General features: G+C 41.4%; 10 protein-coding genes and 1 riboswitch. Of the genes, 4 read left to right on the top strand and 6 right to left on the bottom strand.

Going from position 1 to position 15,205, the window contains the following annotated elements; all coding sequences use genetic code 11:
• Positions 1 to 47 precede the first annotated feature (47 nt).
• Entirely contained in the window at positions 48 to 1,043 is a 996-nt protein-coding gene (locus ACLJJ6_RS09915) for an SGNH/GDSL hydrolase family protein (protein ID WP_412989287.1), read from the bottom strand.
• Positions 1,044 to 1,066: 23 nt separating this feature from the next.
• The gene (locus tag ACLJJ6_RS09910; RefSeq protein ID WP_412989286.1) at positions 1,067 to 1,642 is read right to left on the bottom strand and encodes a DNA-3-methyladenine glycosylase I; all 576 of its coding nucleotides are present in this window, start codon (positions 1,640 to 1,642) and stop codon (positions 1,067 to 1,069) included.
• A gap of 968 nt (positions 1,643 to 2,610) precedes the next feature.
• Between ACLJJ6_RS09910 and ACLJJ6_RS09905 the strand changes: the two genes are divergently transcribed.
• Positions 2,611 to 3,084, top strand: a complete 474-nt coding sequence (locus ACLJJ6_RS09905) for an S-ribosylhomocysteine lyase (RefSeq protein WP_412989285.1) — start codon at positions 2,611 to 2,613, stop codon at positions 3,082 to 3,084.
• A gap of 82 nt (positions 3,085 to 3,166) precedes the next feature.
• Here the strand turns inward: ACLJJ6_RS09905 and ACLJJ6_RS09900 are convergent, their stop codons facing one another.
• Together ACLJJ6_RS09900 and ACLJJ6_RS09895 are read right to left on the bottom strand one after the other, a co-directional pair.
• Complete coding sequence (locus ACLJJ6_RS09900; protein WP_412990469.1) at positions 3,167 to 4,492, bottom strand: nucleobase:cation symporter-2 family protein; 1,326 nt, start codon at positions 4,490 to 4,492, stop codon at positions 3,167 to 3,169.
• A 142-nt stretch (positions 4,493 to 4,634) separates the two neighbouring features.
• Positions 4,635 to 4,733: riboswitch (purine riboswitch) on the bottom strand.
• A 107-nt stretch (positions 4,734 to 4,840) separates the two neighbouring features.
• Positions 4,841 to 6,133: an aminotransferase class III-fold pyridoxal phosphate-dependent enzyme gene (locus tag ACLJJ6_RS09895; protein ID WP_412989284.1), complete on the bottom strand. Its 1,293-nt coding sequence runs from the start codon at positions 6,131 to 6,133 to the stop codon at positions 4,841 to 4,843.
• Positions 6,134 to 6,225: 92 nt separating this feature from the next.
• Here ACLJJ6_RS09895 and ACLJJ6_RS09890 point away from each other — a divergent pair, with 92 nt between their 5' ends.
• The 3 genes from ACLJJ6_RS09890 (at position 6,226) to addA (ending at position 14,244) form a co-directional block, all read left to right on the top strand.
• Complete coding sequence (locus tag ACLJJ6_RS09890) at positions 6,226 to 6,831, top strand: NAD(P)-binding oxidoreductase (RefSeq protein WP_412989283.1); 606 nt, start codon at positions 6,226 to 6,228, stop codon at positions 6,829 to 6,831.
• Between the two features lie 71 nt (positions 6,832 to 6,902).
• Positions 6,903 to 10,490 carry a PD-(D/E)XK nuclease family protein gene (locus ACLJJ6_RS09885; protein WP_412989282.1) on the top strand — a complete coding sequence of 1,196 codons (3,588 nt, stop codon included), beginning with the start codon at positions 6,903 to 6,905 and terminating at the stop codon, positions 10,488 to 10,490.
• On the top strand, positions 10,477 to 14,244 hold the full coding sequence (addA, locus tag ACLJJ6_RS09880; protein WP_412989281.1) for a helicase-exonuclease AddAB subunit AddA: 3,768 nt from the start codon (positions 10,477 to 10,479) through the stop codon (positions 14,242 to 14,244). Before ACLJJ6_RS09885 ends, addA begins: the two co-directional genes overlap by 14 nt.
• A 2-nt stretch (positions 14,245 to 14,246) precedes the next feature.
• On the opposite strand, the gene ACLJJ6_RS09875 is transcribed toward addA, so the two are convergent.
• Both ACLJJ6_RS09875 and ACLJJ6_RS09870 read right to left on the bottom strand, forming a co-directional pair.
• A complete protein-coding gene (locus tag ACLJJ6_RS09875; protein WP_412989280.1) occupies positions 14,247 to 14,774 on the bottom strand; it encodes a GNAT family N-acetyltransferase in 528 nt (175 codons plus the stop codon).
• Between the two features lie 114 nt (positions 14,775 to 14,888).
• The gene (locus ACLJJ6_RS09870) at positions 14,889 to 15,104 is read right to left on the bottom strand and encodes a CsbD family protein (protein ID WP_412989279.1); all 216 of its coding nucleotides are present in this window, start codon (positions 15,102 to 15,104) and stop codon (positions 14,889 to 14,891) included.
• Positions 15,105 to 15,205 lie beyond the last annotated feature (101 nt).

Genomic DNA, 15,205 nt, shown 5'->3' with positions numbered 1-15,205 from the left:
TTGCGCCGCTTGAAGTTTGGCGTTGCAACACACTTTTTGATTTCGAATTAAACGGCAAAATATGCCTGGCCGTAATGACTAGTGAGAGCCTGGGTTAAACGCTTAGCAATCAGCTGTGAACCGCTTAAATCGGGATGGACTTGATCGGTATAGGTGATTGGCCAATCTTTAGTTTCAATTAAGTTCAATTGAGGATTTTGGTGGGCAATCACACGTAGTTCAGCCGCAAAGCTTTGGTTAAAGGGAATCATAATGTTGAGCGTTGCGGTTGGCGACAAGTGCCGCAGCGCTTTAAAAAATTTAACGTACTGTGTCTGCATGACCTCAGAAGAAAATTGCCGGTCGTTGCTCCCTAAGTTAATGACAATTAAGTCGGTTGAAGGCAACGGCATTTTCGTTTCGAAATCAAGGTAGTTAATAAACCGCGGCGCAGCAGGGACACCACCCGTACCATAACGAAGCAAACCAGCGGCACTATAAGCAATGCGAATATCCTCCGCGTTAAGTGCTTGTGCCGTTTGCGCCGCATAATTTAACTCTGCTGCGTAACCGGCTGCGGGATGCCGACTCTTAACCCAGCAGCCAGCCGTAATTGAATCTCCAATAAAGGTGATGGCCTTGCCGGCAGGTTTGATGGCCGTTAACTCACCATCACTAATCGTAATCTTACTAATGGCGAGGCCTTGTTGATGCAGCCAAACCTCATCGGCGTCTGAATTGCCGGCAAACACCAGGCGTACCACGTGCGGGGCATTTGACTGTAATTGAAGTTCATCGGGTACTTCATTGACCTTAAATCGCACCTCGGGTTGATCGTCAATAAAGACGGCAATTTCAGGTTGAAACCGATTAGTGGCAGTTGTATTAAGCAGTTGTAAATTTAAATGATCAGTATTTTTAGTCATCAATAAAACGGCGGCCCCGAGGTTAGTTGTGTACATGGTGGGTTGGTTTTGAATAGTTTTTGTCGTCCACCGGCCCATAAAATAAACACCAGAAAAAATACCGTTTGCCGATGTCGTTTTATATTTTGTGTAAGCCATTATTATTCCTCCGTAAGTTTGCGTTAACCCGGATTGTCCATACAACTAATTTCGTGATCGTTAACTAAGCCAATTGCCTGCATAAACGAGTAGGTAATGGTAGGTCCCATGAACTTAAAACCGTGTTTTTTCAAATCCTTGGCGATTTTTTCTGAAAGGGGCGTTTTGGCATGAATTTCAGCTGGAATACGAATGTGATTGTTGACCTGGCGATTATTTACAAATTGCCAGATGTAGTTTGCAAAACTGCCGTACTCATTTTGAATCGCGAGAAAGGCCTGCGCATTACTGATTGTATCTTGAATTTTAAGGCGATTACGAATAATCGTGGAATCATTCAAAAGGCGTGTAACGTCTTTTGAGGTCATTGCCTCCACCTTAGTAACGTCAAAGTCAGCAAATGCGTTGTGAAAGGCAGGGCGTTTCTTCAAGACCAGCTCCCAGTTTAAACCGGCCTGGAAGATTTCAAGCGTCATCATTTCAAAAATGTACTGGTCATCATGGGCAGGCTGGCACCATTCGTTTTTGTGGTAAGCTCGAATTTCGGGTCCACCATTTTTAGCCCATGTGCAGATGAAATCATCTAATGTTTCTGGCATATTAGTTCCTCCAAAGTCATGCTCATAGCAAGCGTTACGAGCAAATTCTAATTAAGTCTATTATACCGCATAAAATTTAAAGACTTGACTTATTAAAATTCGATGATAGAATGAATGCAATTATTAAATACGGACGCGAAGAAGAGAAGAGTAAATCCATAGATTGTCTAGAGAGTCCCTCTTGGTGAAACGGGATCAATTGAAAGGATTGAAGATGAGCTCTGAGCTGATGAGTAAGGTGCAAGCTTTAATCACGTGAGGATACGATATAATCCCAGACAACAAGCGGTGTCGTTGAGGTGTCATTTGTGAAGGTGACATAAATTTGGGTGGTAACACGAAGTTTTCGTCCCTAATCTTTTATAAGATTGGGAACGGAAACTTTTTTTGTTGAGTAAAAGCGGGTGACAAAATGGTAAAAAAATTACTAACTTAAAGCGCAAAAACGTGAGTTGCTCAAAATATCAAATGGTAGAGGTGAAATTCAATGAAATTTAATGACAGTGTTGGCGGGTTAGTACGAATGTGTGAGCTGGTTTGACGGATTAACGCGTGATTGTATACACTTGATTGATGACTTTAATTATTGGGTAGTAAGAAGGCCAGTTAGGACAGGTTGCCCAATTTGTTTGAGTGGGGTTATCCGGCGAGTTGCGCGATGGTGTTTGCGGTGATGATAAGTAGAAAAGCGAAACAAATCGGCGCAGTTGAATTATAAAGAGGATTCAATTGTTTAACGGCACGGCGGTAAGTAAAACGACAGGAAATATCCTGTAATTTTGTATTTACTTTGAATTGGACGACAAAGCACATCTAAAATACGCACACCCAAGAGTGAAGTGTTGAAACTGAAGGGCAAAAACTAGTTTTCGATTTGGCAAGAGGCTCGCACACCTTGAAAATTAAGTCATCTGGATGCAAAATAGAAAGTGGTTTCAGATTTTTACAACAAAAGGAGAAATTTAATTATGGCAAAAGTTGAAAGTTTTACATTAGATCATACAAAAGTTAAGGCACCTTATGTTCGTTTAATTACAGTTGAAAGTGGTGCAAAGGGCGATAAGATTTCAAACTTCGACTTGCGTTTAGTTCAACCAAATGAAAATGCAATTCCAACAGCAGGTTTGCATACTATTGAACATTTATTAGCAGGTTTACTGCGCGATCGTCTGGATGGTGTCATTGATTGCTCACCATTCGGCTGCCGGACAGGTTTTCATTTGATTACTTGGGGTGAACATTCTACAGAAGAAGTTGCCAAAGCATTAAAGAGCTCCTTAGAAGAAATTGCTGATAAGGTTGAATGGAAAGATGTTCAAGGAACAGACAAGTACAGTTGTGGGAACTATCGTGATCATTCCTTGTTCTCAGCAAAAGAGTGGTCCAAAGCGATTCTTGAAAAAGGGATCAGTAAAGATCCTTTTGATCGTCAGGTAGTTTAATTTTTTTAATTTTACTTAGAAAAAAAGTGTTTCAGCACAGAAATGAAATCTGCGCTGAAACACTTTTTATTTTGTAAACGAATTAGTTTGTGGCTGATTTTTTGGGTTGGGATTCGCCATGAAGACCGTTAAAAAGTAGGTTTAATACGACGGCAACAATGCTAGCGACGACAATGCCGTTGGTTAATAACATTCTTGCTGCGGTTGGCAAAAATTGAAAAATTTGGGGATAAACCGTAACACCTAAGCCCATGCCGATGGAAAGTGACGTGATCAAAATGTTTTTATCTTCGGAAAAGTTCACTTGTTGAAGAATCTTAACCCCTTGCGCACCCACAATGCCGAACATTACAATCATAGCACCGCCTAGCACTGGATCGGGAATAATGGTAGCAATGGCGCCCGCTTTTGGTAACAGACCCAACAGGATTAAGAAGAAGGCTGAATAATAAATTGGTTTGCGTGTCTTGACGCCGGAAAGCTGAAGAACACCAACATTTTCGGAGAAAGTCGAGTAAGGGAAAGTATTGAATAACCCCCCCAGCATAGCAGCAATTCCCTCAGCGCGATAACCACGCTTTAAATCATCTTGATCCAGTTTTTTACCGGTCAGGTCACTTAAGGCAAAGAAGACACCGGTTGATTCAATCATGGTGGTTAAAGAAACCATAATCATGGTAAGGATAGCTGAACCGTGGAAGGTCGGCGTTCCAAAGTAAAACGGCTGGGGAAGATGAAACCAGCTGGCTTGGGCAACGGGGCTTAGCGAAACCATGCCCATCGCACCAGCTAATAATGTCCCAGCAAGAATCCCAATGAGAATGGCAATAGAATGTAAGAATCCCCTTCCCCAAACATTGACGGCAACAATCACAATAACTGTGACAAATCCGACGATTAGATTTTGCGGATTTCCAAAGGACTTAGCAGTTACGGTACCGCCGCCCAAATTTTGGAAAGCAACCGGAATTAGGGTGAATCCAATGATGGTAATTAGAGAACCAGTTACGACTGGTGGAAAAAGATTTTTGATTTTAGAGAAGAGGCCACTGATTAAGAATACGAAGAGCCCCGCACACATGATGGCACCATACATGGCACCAATACCTAAAGTTCCGCCGATATTTTGCAAAGGTTGGACGGCTTGAACAGCACAGCCAAGGACCACGGGCAAGCCAATTCCAGTGAGCGCAGTTCGTTTTAATTGCAGTAATGTGGCAATCCCACACATGAAGATATCAATTGAAACTAAGTAAGTCATTTGAGCAGCATTGAAATGCAGATAGCCACCAATTAATAAAGGAACTAAGACATCACCAGAATACATCGCTAACAGGTGTTGCAGGCCCAATAAAGCGGCTTTGGGACGTGAAATTGTGGGAATCGTTTGTGTGGATGTTGCTTCAATAGACTTCAAGATAAACTTCTCCTTTTCTGTCACTTAGAAGCTGCATGAATGCAGATAATAAAGTAAAACAGGTCACAACATTATTGTTGTGACCTGCATAAGTCAGTCGTCTATTGTCTAAGATAAATGAATTGTTAATTTATCGCAAACACTAATCGCCTATAGTCCAACATTTAAGGTGTCGGGTAGAAACTTATCAACCATATTATGACATTATACAGGTAAGTGCTATTAAATTCTGTGACGCTAAGTTTAACACAGGCTGTTTGCATAAACAACCACCAAAAAATAAATAATAAGTGATTTTTAGTTTAATTTAAATTAATTTAAGCAGGCGATGAAGTTAAATTAAACTAGCTTTTGCAGCCCGGAACGTATAATTTGAATGCCATGGTGTAGTTCTTCTTCTGTGATGACTAGCGGTGGCTGAAAACGTAAGATATGATCCATTGTTGAAATCACAATCAGACCATGTTCAAAGCAGTAGTTACTAAGCGCTGCCACTAAATCAGCTTGTTTAGGGCCAAAATCAATTCCCCCATTTAAACCAACCATGCGTACGGCACGGATAACAGGAAATTCGTGTTGCAGCTGCAAAAAGAGTGCTTGGGCGATTTTACCCAATCGCAGCGAACGTTCTGGTAAATGCTGTGCTTCAATTTCACTTAAAGTGGCTAGGGCAGCCGCACAGCAGATTGGATTAGCGGCTGTGGTCGTGGCATTTGCCGGTGAAGCTAAGGTATCCATGATTTCTGCTTTTCCAATGACAGCAGAAAGAGGCATACCAGAGGCTAACGATTTGCCCACTGCCATTAGATCCGGTTCCAAGTCAAAGTGATCAATTGCCCAATATTTACCACTACGACCGAATCCTTGATTGATTTCATCTGTACAAAAAAGGATGCCGTTCTTTCGACAAAGCTGATATAAGCCTTTCATGTAGGTCACAGGGGGCATGATAATGCCAGCATCTCCTTGAATGGGTTCAATGAGGATGGCTGCGACTTCGCTAGCAGGAATATCATGGGCAAATAAGTCCTGCAAAGAGGCCAAATAGCGTTGCGCGAAAGCTTCTTGAGATTCGCCAGCATTTCTTTTTTGCGGATCTGGATAAGGCAAATGATAAATGTCGGGGACAAGCGGTCCGATTGCTTTATGCATGTTAGGATCAATAGCGGATAAGCTGGCAGCTCCTAACGTCGTTCCGTGCCAAGAGTTCTGGAAAGATAAAATAATCGGGCGCTTTGTGTAGCTGCGGGCAAATTTGATGATTCCTTCCGCAGCCTCAGATCCAGAAGTGCTGAAAGAAACTTTTTTTGGTGTTTGACCAGGGGCCAGTTCAGCTAGTTGTTGAGCAAGACGAATAGCCGGTTCGTGGTAAAAATAACCAGAAATATAGTGTACTAATTTAGCAGCCTGTTCCTGAATAGCCTGTACAACATGGGGATTACCATGACCGACGTTAACAGCCGACGCACTAGCTAAAAAGTCAATATACTTGTTCCCATCTGCATCCCAAACTGTTGCGTTTTTCGCATGATCAACCACTAAATCAAATTTGGTTACGCGGCCAGCTGGTGCCACGTATTGATGATCAAGGGCAATTAACCGTTGCCGTTCGTGGGTATTTTTAACCACCACCAACACTTCCTCATTATCAAGTTGAGTTGATTATAGCATAGCTGGTACGGGACGGTTTATAATGGAAACATCAATTAAATGAGGAGAAACAAATGAAACGGATTTTAGTAATGGGCGTAAATAGTAAAATCGGGCAAGCTTTTTATAAAATGTGTCAATCTGAGGCGATTCCCGAAGTGCAATTTACCTTCATTGAAGAAAAGACACAGATCTCTGTAGCTAGTGATCAAGTCCATGCAGTGGATTTGCAGGATGTATCGCAACTGGCTCCCTATTTGCAGGTCGCTGACATTTTAATTATTAACGTTAGCGGTTGGGATGTCGATTATGTCCTGGATGCGGTTATGGATGCAATTGAAGAAAATGGGATCCAACTTGAAAAGATTATCTTTTGTTCCGCTGCGGGTGTGAATGGGGAGTTCCCCGTGGCACAAATCACGGCCGTTTCGCATGATCGCGAAGAGTTTATTAAACAGCAGCAGTATGCGGGAAAATTGGTAGACGAATCAGAAATTCCGTATACCATTTTGCGCCCCACACCGTTAACTGATACAGATGAAACAACCTATCAGCTCGTAAAAGAAGGAAATTCAATGGCACAAGCCAAAAAAGTGAGCCCACAGGCGGTAGCACAGGTTTTAATGATGGTCATGCAAAGCGATCATTTCAAAAACGCCTCACTAGGAATTTGTGGTTAAATTCCTTTCAAAAACAGGTATAATAAAAATAAAACGAACATATGTGCGTATCTTTTTGATAGGAGGTTCTTATGACGGTAAAATTTATTCTCGGCAAAGCAAGTCGTGATTCTCGGCAAACCATGATCAACGAGGTGGATCGGGTGCTTCAAGAAGGGACGAAGACGCGGCTTTACTATATTGTGCCTAATCACATTAAGTTTCAGTCCGAATTAACGGTTTTAAATGCCTTGCGAGCGCGCCATCAGGGTTCAGCAACGACTTATGCCCAAAATCAATTGCAGGTCTTTTCATTTTCTCGTCTTGCCTGGTATTTTATGAAAAACGAACCGGTCTATCAAATTCCACGGCTTAGTAAAGCAGGAGTGGGGATGTTAATTGATCGCATTATTTTGGAACACCAAGATGAGCTGACTGTTTTTAATGGTGAACAAACCCAAACGGGCTTTATTCAGCAACTGGCCAGCCAATTTGATGAACTTCAAAAGGGAAGAATTTCCGCGGAAGACTTTGAAAAAATGACTCAAGAAATTAATGGTAATGAGGACGCAACCATTGATTTAACAGCTAAAATGCATGATTTGGCGATCATTTACACAGCCTTTGAAGAAGAAATGCTCGGAAATTATGTAGATAGTAATACGTTGATGCGTGCCCTTTGTGAATATTTAGCCGAACAGGACTTAAGTCAAATGGTCTTTTTTTTGGACGGCTTTTCAACTTTTTCAGCTCAAGAAATGAAGTTAGTTCAAGTTTTAATCAAGCAGGCAAAAGCTGTCATTGTCAGTTTAACTTTGGATAAACCACATTACGATGCGCTTCCAGAAACGACTGATCTGTTTTACGAAGCCGGAAAAACATATTTTCAGTTGTATCAGTTTGCTAAGCAAAATCACGTCCCAATTCAAACAGATACGTTCACGCAGCAATCTCGGGTATCAAGAGACTTAACGCAGCTGGAGGACTTTTGGATTCAGTCTACTAATATGGAACCTACAAAGCCAGAGACTTTACAAGATCCGCAAAATGTTCGAATTTTGCAAGCTGATAGCCGGCAGACAGAAATCGAACAGATTGCTCGGCAAATCAGACAAACTGTTGCGGCTAACCCTCAGATTCATTATCATGACTTTTTGATCTTAACGCGTCATCTTGATACTTACGAAACGGTTTTAGATCCGGTATTAAATGAATACGAGATTCCGCATTTTAATGACTTGCAGATTTCCATGAAGGATCATCCGTTTGTGGCGCTGATCGATGCTTTATTTGCAGTTAAAGCACATTTTTATCGTTATCAGGATATGATGCAACTGCTCAAAACAGAATTACTAATTCCTACAATTGATGGTCAGCCAATGGCCATTCAGGATTTTCGACAAGCTTTAAATTTGACCGAAAATCTTATTTTAAAAAATGGTTACGAGGGGAAAAAATGGCTTCAAAAGGAGGACTGGCAATATCTACGCTTTAATAACAGCGATTTTGGTATGCAAACAGATAAGGATATTGCAATTAGCCAGCAAATCAATATTATTCGCAACTATGTCCGTGAAATTCTGCCGCCATTTTTTAAAGCACTAGATCAAGCCCAAACAGGGAAACAAGCCGTAACTTTGCTTTATCAGTTTTTAATTGACCAGGGGGTGACACAGCGTTTGAAGGCGTGGCGGGATGAAGCCATTGCTGCTGGTGATCTTGCCAAGGGCGCTCAACCAGAACAAACCTGGCAGACGTTCTGCGATATGCTGGATGAGTACGTCGCTATCCTGGGTGATCGTGAATTTACGGTTGCTAATTTTACGGCTTTACTCGATGCAGGATTTGAAGGCGCAACCTACTCTCTAATTCCATCCACCTTGGATCAAGTGATGGTTTCGGAAACCGGCATGGCCCAGATGAATAATCGCAAATACACCTTTATTATTGGGGCAACTGATACTGTTATGCCGGAGCGCTTCACTGATCAGGGGATTTTGACCGATGACGATTGTGAAAAGTTGCAACCTGTATTAAATGAAGAACAATTTTTTTCTAATAATGTCAGCGAACAAGCCCGCTTTGAGCGTTATTTAAACTATGTAGCCTTTTTATCGGGATGCCAAACGATCTGTTTTTCGTTTGCAAGTACTGATGCTACTGGTGGAGAACAAAAGCTTTCCCCATACGTAGAAGAAATTCAAAAACATTTTCAAATTGAAATTGAACGTTACTTCGACCGGCCACGGGTCGATGAGGCATCTGTGCAACCATTTTTGGGATCGAAAAGAAGTACCTTAAGTCATCTTTTGCAGGTTAGTCGGGACGGGAAAAATATCCAAAAAATGGTGGCACCGGAATGGTTGTATATTTATCAGCTACTCAAACAAGATGCACAATTGGCGGCACTGACCAGCCGTGTTTTCCAAAGTTTAAATTATCAGAATGTGCCGGTTAAATTGAAACCGAAGATTGTCAGCGAACTGTATGGAAATACAATTAATACGTCGATTTCAAAACTCGAAGAATTCTACCAAAATGAATATGCGTATTTCCTCAAGTATGGGTTAAAATTACAAGAACGCGATGTTTTCGAGCTTTCGCCAGCAAGTACGGGTGATTACTTCCATATGGCGCTGGACCAATTTGTAAAATTAGTGAACCAAAACCACTTAGATATGGGGAAACTTTCAGATCAAGAAATGACACAACTTTTAGAACAGGTTGTGGATCAAATCAAGACGCAACCGCAATTTGAAATTTTGGGCAGTTCAAATCGGATGCACTACATTAATCATCAACTCAACGAGACCTTGAAACAAATGTTGAAAATTTTAATGTTACAGAGTACAAATTCTAAAATGCGACCAATCAAAACAGAAGTTCTGTTTGGTCAAGTGGGATCTGAAGTAGGTCTGCATTCCCTCGACTTTCAGGTTTCACCAAATCAAAAAGTCCGGGTTCGCGGTAAAATAGACCGTATCGATGAACTTAATTTAACTTCAGAAAATGGGCAAAAACGAAAATATTTTGGGGTTGTCGATTACAAGTCGAGTGCCCATGATTTTAATTTCCGGGATGTGTATTATGGCCTGGCAATGCAAATGTTGACGTACATTGATGCGCTTAAACAAAACATTTCGCTCATTGATCAGCAGGCCAAATCGCCACGGCTGTCGGGTGCTTTGTATGTTCATTTGCAAAACCCCACTGTTAATGTCAACAAGTTGAAAGCCATGTCACAAGAAAACATCCAAAAGGAACTACTGAAGAAGACGAAGTATAAGGGCATTCTGTTAAGTGATCCTGATCTTTTGGAAAACCTGGATGTGAATCTCGATTCGGGGAGCTCACTAATTTATCCGTTCAAAAAGACAAAGGCGGGCAAATACACTTCATATGATAATCGAATTGTCACGCGTGAGGATTTGGAACGACTGATTAGACACGCTGAACAAAAGATTATTGCAGCTACACGGCGAATTTTTGCTGGTGAAGTCCAGTTAAATCCTGCGCGTTGGCCCGACACCCACACTGCTTTGCAGTATTCGCCTTACAAGGCGATTATGCAATTTGATGAGATGCTACCGGAAAACAATTATCATAAACTAGCCAATTTGAGTGCAAAAGAGGTATTGGAATTATTAAAGGAGGAGGATAACGACCATGAGCAAAACTAACTTTACCCCCGATCAGCAGCGTGCAATCAGTCACAGTGGCCATAATGTCTTAGTTTCTGCATCAGCTGGCTCGGGGAAAACGTCGGTGTTAGTTGAACGTGTCATTCAAAAGATCTTGAACGGCACAGATGTTGATAAACTACTTGTTGTGACGTTTACCGATGCGGCTGCTAAAGAGATGCGTGATCGTATCCAAGCTGCCATTAATAAGCAGATAAGAATTGAAACTCAAACCGAACAGCGCCGGCATTTAGTCGCCCAACTCACTAAGTTAAATACAGCCAATATTAGTACCATTCATGCATTTTGTTTAGCCATTATTCGTCGCTATTACTATGTGATTGATTTGGATCCAATTTTTCGTATATTAACGGATGAAACGGAAGGGATTTTGTTACGTGAAGAGGTTTGGGAGGAGTTACGTGAAAATCTTTACGAAAGTGATGGTGAAATTTTTGCTCAATTAACAGCCAATTTTTCTAATGACCGCAGTGATGATGGCTTTGCCGATTTAATGTTTCGTTTGTATGATTTTGCCAATGCCACTTCGGATCCTGATGCCTGGCTAGCCGCACTGCCCCAAAAATATCATGTTGAATCAGATCTGGACGAAACGGCGTTTTACAAAAACCAAATTTTACCAGCTGTAAAAGCCCAACTCGAAAATAGTCTGGAAGCGGCACAAAGTTTGCAGACGATGATTCAAAATGACCCCGAAAACCTGAGCAAGTTTCAAACGGTGATTGATGCAGATGTGGCCCAAATTCAAGAGATCATAAACGATGGTTTGACAGATTGGGACGTTTTGCGGGGAAAATTGCAAAGCCTCGACTTTGGCAAGGTGCTAGGTGGTAAACGTAATGATGAGGTTAAGAACTTTAAGGCACATGTCAAAGAAGCGCGTGGTGATTCGAAGAATAAAGATGGTTACAAGATCAAACTACAAACGTTGGCCCAAAAATATTTTAGTTTGGATAAAGCCCACCTTACTGACGTTTTAGCTCACTCGGAAGCTTTGATTGAAGAGCTCTGCCGGGTTACAAAAGCGTTTAAAGATGCATATGCAAAAGAAAAACGGCATCGACAAATACTTGATTTTAGTGACCTAGAGCATTTTGCTATGCAAATTCTGACGACTGATACTCCAGAATCACACGCAGCTCGCAAAGCTTACCAGAATCAATTTGAAGAAATTATCGTTGATGAATATCAGGATATTAACCCTTTACAAGAAGCTATTTTAACTAGTGTCACTAAAGCCCAGCCTGGAAATATGTTTATGGTAGGTGATGTTAAACAATCCATCTATGCATTTCGACTGGCAGACCCGCATCTGTTTATTAGTAAAGATCGTGCCTATCAAGCCGAAGATGTCCCTGATGAACGAATTATTTTGTCGCAAAATTTCCGTTCCGTTGAAAACGTGGATCATTTTACAAACCTAATTTTTGAGCAATTAATGGATCGCAAAGTCGGTGAGATTCCGTATGATGAAAGTGCCAAGCTGGTTTATGGAGCAAAATATTATCCGGATAATGCTTCCAAAAAGACCGAAATTCTCATTTATGATGATGCGGATTCTGCTGAAAAGCAAAGCGCGGAGGTAAAGCCGGGGACTTTTGAAATTGATGATAAATCTCGAGGGCAGGTCGCAGTCGCAGGTAAACGAATCAAGCAACTGATTGAAGACGGTACTCAGATTTTTGATCGAGAAACAAAAACACAACGTTTGCTGACTTATGGGGATATTGTGCTTTTGACACCAACGCGCAAAAACAACTTAACGATTGTCGCATTATTTAAACGGATGGGTATTCCCGTTGTGGTTAATGATGCCCAAAATTATTTTCAAACAACTGAAATTGCCATTATGATGTCCTTGTTAAAAATTATTGATAATCCTTATCAAGACATTCCGTTGGCAGCGGTTTTGCGCTCCCCAATTGTGGGTCTCGATGAAAACGAGTTGGCCTTTTTGCGTATCAACAATCGAACAGGAAACTATTTTCAAGCTGTGACAGATTTTTATGATCACTTTGATGCAGGGGAGGGCAATGATTTTCAGGGCACGGTGTTTCAAAAGATTAGCCGATTCTTAGCACAATTACATCATTTTCAAGATATTGCCCATCAAAATCAATTGGCAACCCTAATTTGGACGATTTATGAAGAAACAGGGTTCTTGGATTATGTCGGTGGAATGCCGGCTGGTCAGCAACGACAGGCAAATTTAAATGCATTATATGATCGTGCCCGCAGCTATGAACAGAGCAGCTTCAAAGGACTTTTTCAATTTGTACGTTTCATTGAACGGATGCAAAAACGCAGTAAAGATTTAGCGGAAGTTCCTGTAAACAGTGATGAAGAAGCAGTCCAGGTGATGACAATTCATGGCAGTAAAGGTCTGGAGTTTCCGGTTGTGTTCTTGATGGATGCATCGCACAAGTTCAACACGGATTCTCAAAAGGGTAAATATATTTTGGATTCTAAAGCCGGGATTGGTATTACCTATCTGGATCCAGAAAGTAGATTACAAATTGATACACCACAGAAGATGGCTATTTTAGATCAGGTGAAACGAAACAGCCTAGCTGAAGAAATGCGTCAACTGTACGTAGCTTTAACTCGAGCTCAGCAGAGACTCATTATTGTGGGGGCCTGCGATTCAAAAGAAAGTTTGCTCAAAAAATGGGAGACGGCACAACGAAGTAATCAACTTCTGCTGACCGAAGCCACGCGGCTCGATACGAATAATTTCTTAGATTGGATCGGTGAAGCCTTGATTCGGCATCCTCGGTTTGATCAAGCAAGTGAAACTGTTTTACCACTGGCAGATTTGCATGACGATCCGACCCAATTTGAAATTCACTTTCAAACCAAATCTGAACTTCAAAACGAAGATGCCGCACGTCCTGAAGGTGAACAGAAAGATTGGTTTTCGGAATTCGATAAGGCAGCTGCAGCAGTTAACGGAACAGCTTTGAATAAAGAGGCAATAAATCAAGTGCTGAACTTCAAGTATCCGCATCAAGTTGCTACTACAACGACAGCCTATCAGTCAGTATCTGAAGTTAAACGCTTGTTTGATGATCCGGACAGTTTGGAGATGTCCCTTTCTCACGTAGAACCGGATCAAACCTTAAAACTGCAAAGTCGCTATGTCTCAAATGAATTAACGACGCCAAAGTTCTTGCAGACAACGGTGAAGCCCAAACCAACTGATATTGGAACCGCGACTCACTTAATTTTGCAAGAAATGCCGTTGACTGTTTCGCCCACGGCAGAAAGCATTCAGACTTTGATCGAAAAATTAGTTCAAAGTAGAGTCATTGCCCCTGAAGTCGCAGCGTTAGTTGATGTGGCGCAAATTATGAAATTTTTCGACTCCGCCTTAGGAAAATTATTGCTAGCCAATCCTGACCGTGTTCATCGCGAAGTGCCATTTTCGCTTTTAATGCCGGCAAAACAGTTATTTAGCGGATTCAAAGATTTCTCTGATACTGAGGAAACACAAATTCTGATTCACGGAATTATTGATGGCTATATCGAACTGGCTGATCGGGCGATTTTGTTTGATTACAAAACCGATTTTGTGCAACCCGGAAGTCCAAAAAACGGCGTGCAAAACATCATTAAGCGCTATGCGGGCCAAGTAAACTTATACGCCGCAGCACTAACAGATATTTTAAAGCACCCCGTTGAGGAACGTTATTTGTATTTATTATCGATAGGAAAAATGGTCGCGGTAAATTAATTCTAGGCTAAGAAGAGTTGGTAGGCTAAGCGAGTTTCTTCGGGATTGTGATCCATGAGCACAACTCCCCGATATGTAAAGCCACTGTTGATAATTAAATGCTGCATGAGTTTATTATCAGGATGCGTATCAATCCGAATCTGATCGTAACCTAACTGACTAGAAAGGGTTAAAAGGCCAGAAATCATTTTTGCAGCTAGGTGCTGGCCACGGAAATCGGGCGACATCGCGATTCGATGAATAACCGTATATTTTGCGTCCTCAGGCCCGACCCAGTTTCCCTTTTGGATAACGTCGTAATTAGGATCATGGTCAGGCATTAGAGCGGCTGTACCGGCAACCTGGCCATTTATGATCAGCACATAGCTAATGTGGTTTTGAATATCGCTTTGGAGATCGGCAGCTTGCGGATAGCCGTCTTGCCACTGATTGATGTTTTGAGCTTTTAAAAAGGCTTTTGCAGAATCAATGATTTTAACTACACTAGGTAAATCTTGGGTGGTTGTTTTGCGTAAATAAGCCACAGTCACAAATGTCACTTCCCTCGTAAATTTTAAAGCCTAATTCTAGCGCAAAACCCGAGGATTGTCATTAAAAAAGAGGAATTTAACTACAATTGCAGTTAAATTCCTCTTTTGTTTTATTTACTTTTCATCGTCGTCACGGTCTAACATTTCGTTGATCTTTTCGGCAGCCTTATCTTTTAAATCCGCCGCTTTATCTTTAAGATCACCCTTTTTCTTTTGGGCTTTTCCTTTCAATTCGGTGGATTCGTCGTTGGTGGCTTTGCCTGCAGTTTCTTTTGTTTTACCTGCCGCTTTATCTTTTAAAGCGTCGAACTTGTCATTTGCTTTTGCCATTACACATTACCTCCTTATGATCTATATAAATTGTATCTTAGTTCCTAAGTATGGGTCAATTTTACTGCTTAGCCAAGTTTTTTTACTGAAGTGTAAACAGT

This window comes from Pediococcus siamensis, from assembly GCF_047220215.1.
GTDB lineage: Bacteria > Bacillota > Bacilli > Lactobacillales > Lactobacillaceae > Pediococcus > Pediococcus siamensis.
Note: the sequence above shows the minus strand (reverse complement) of the source record. Positions and strands in the feature narration are given on the sequence as shown.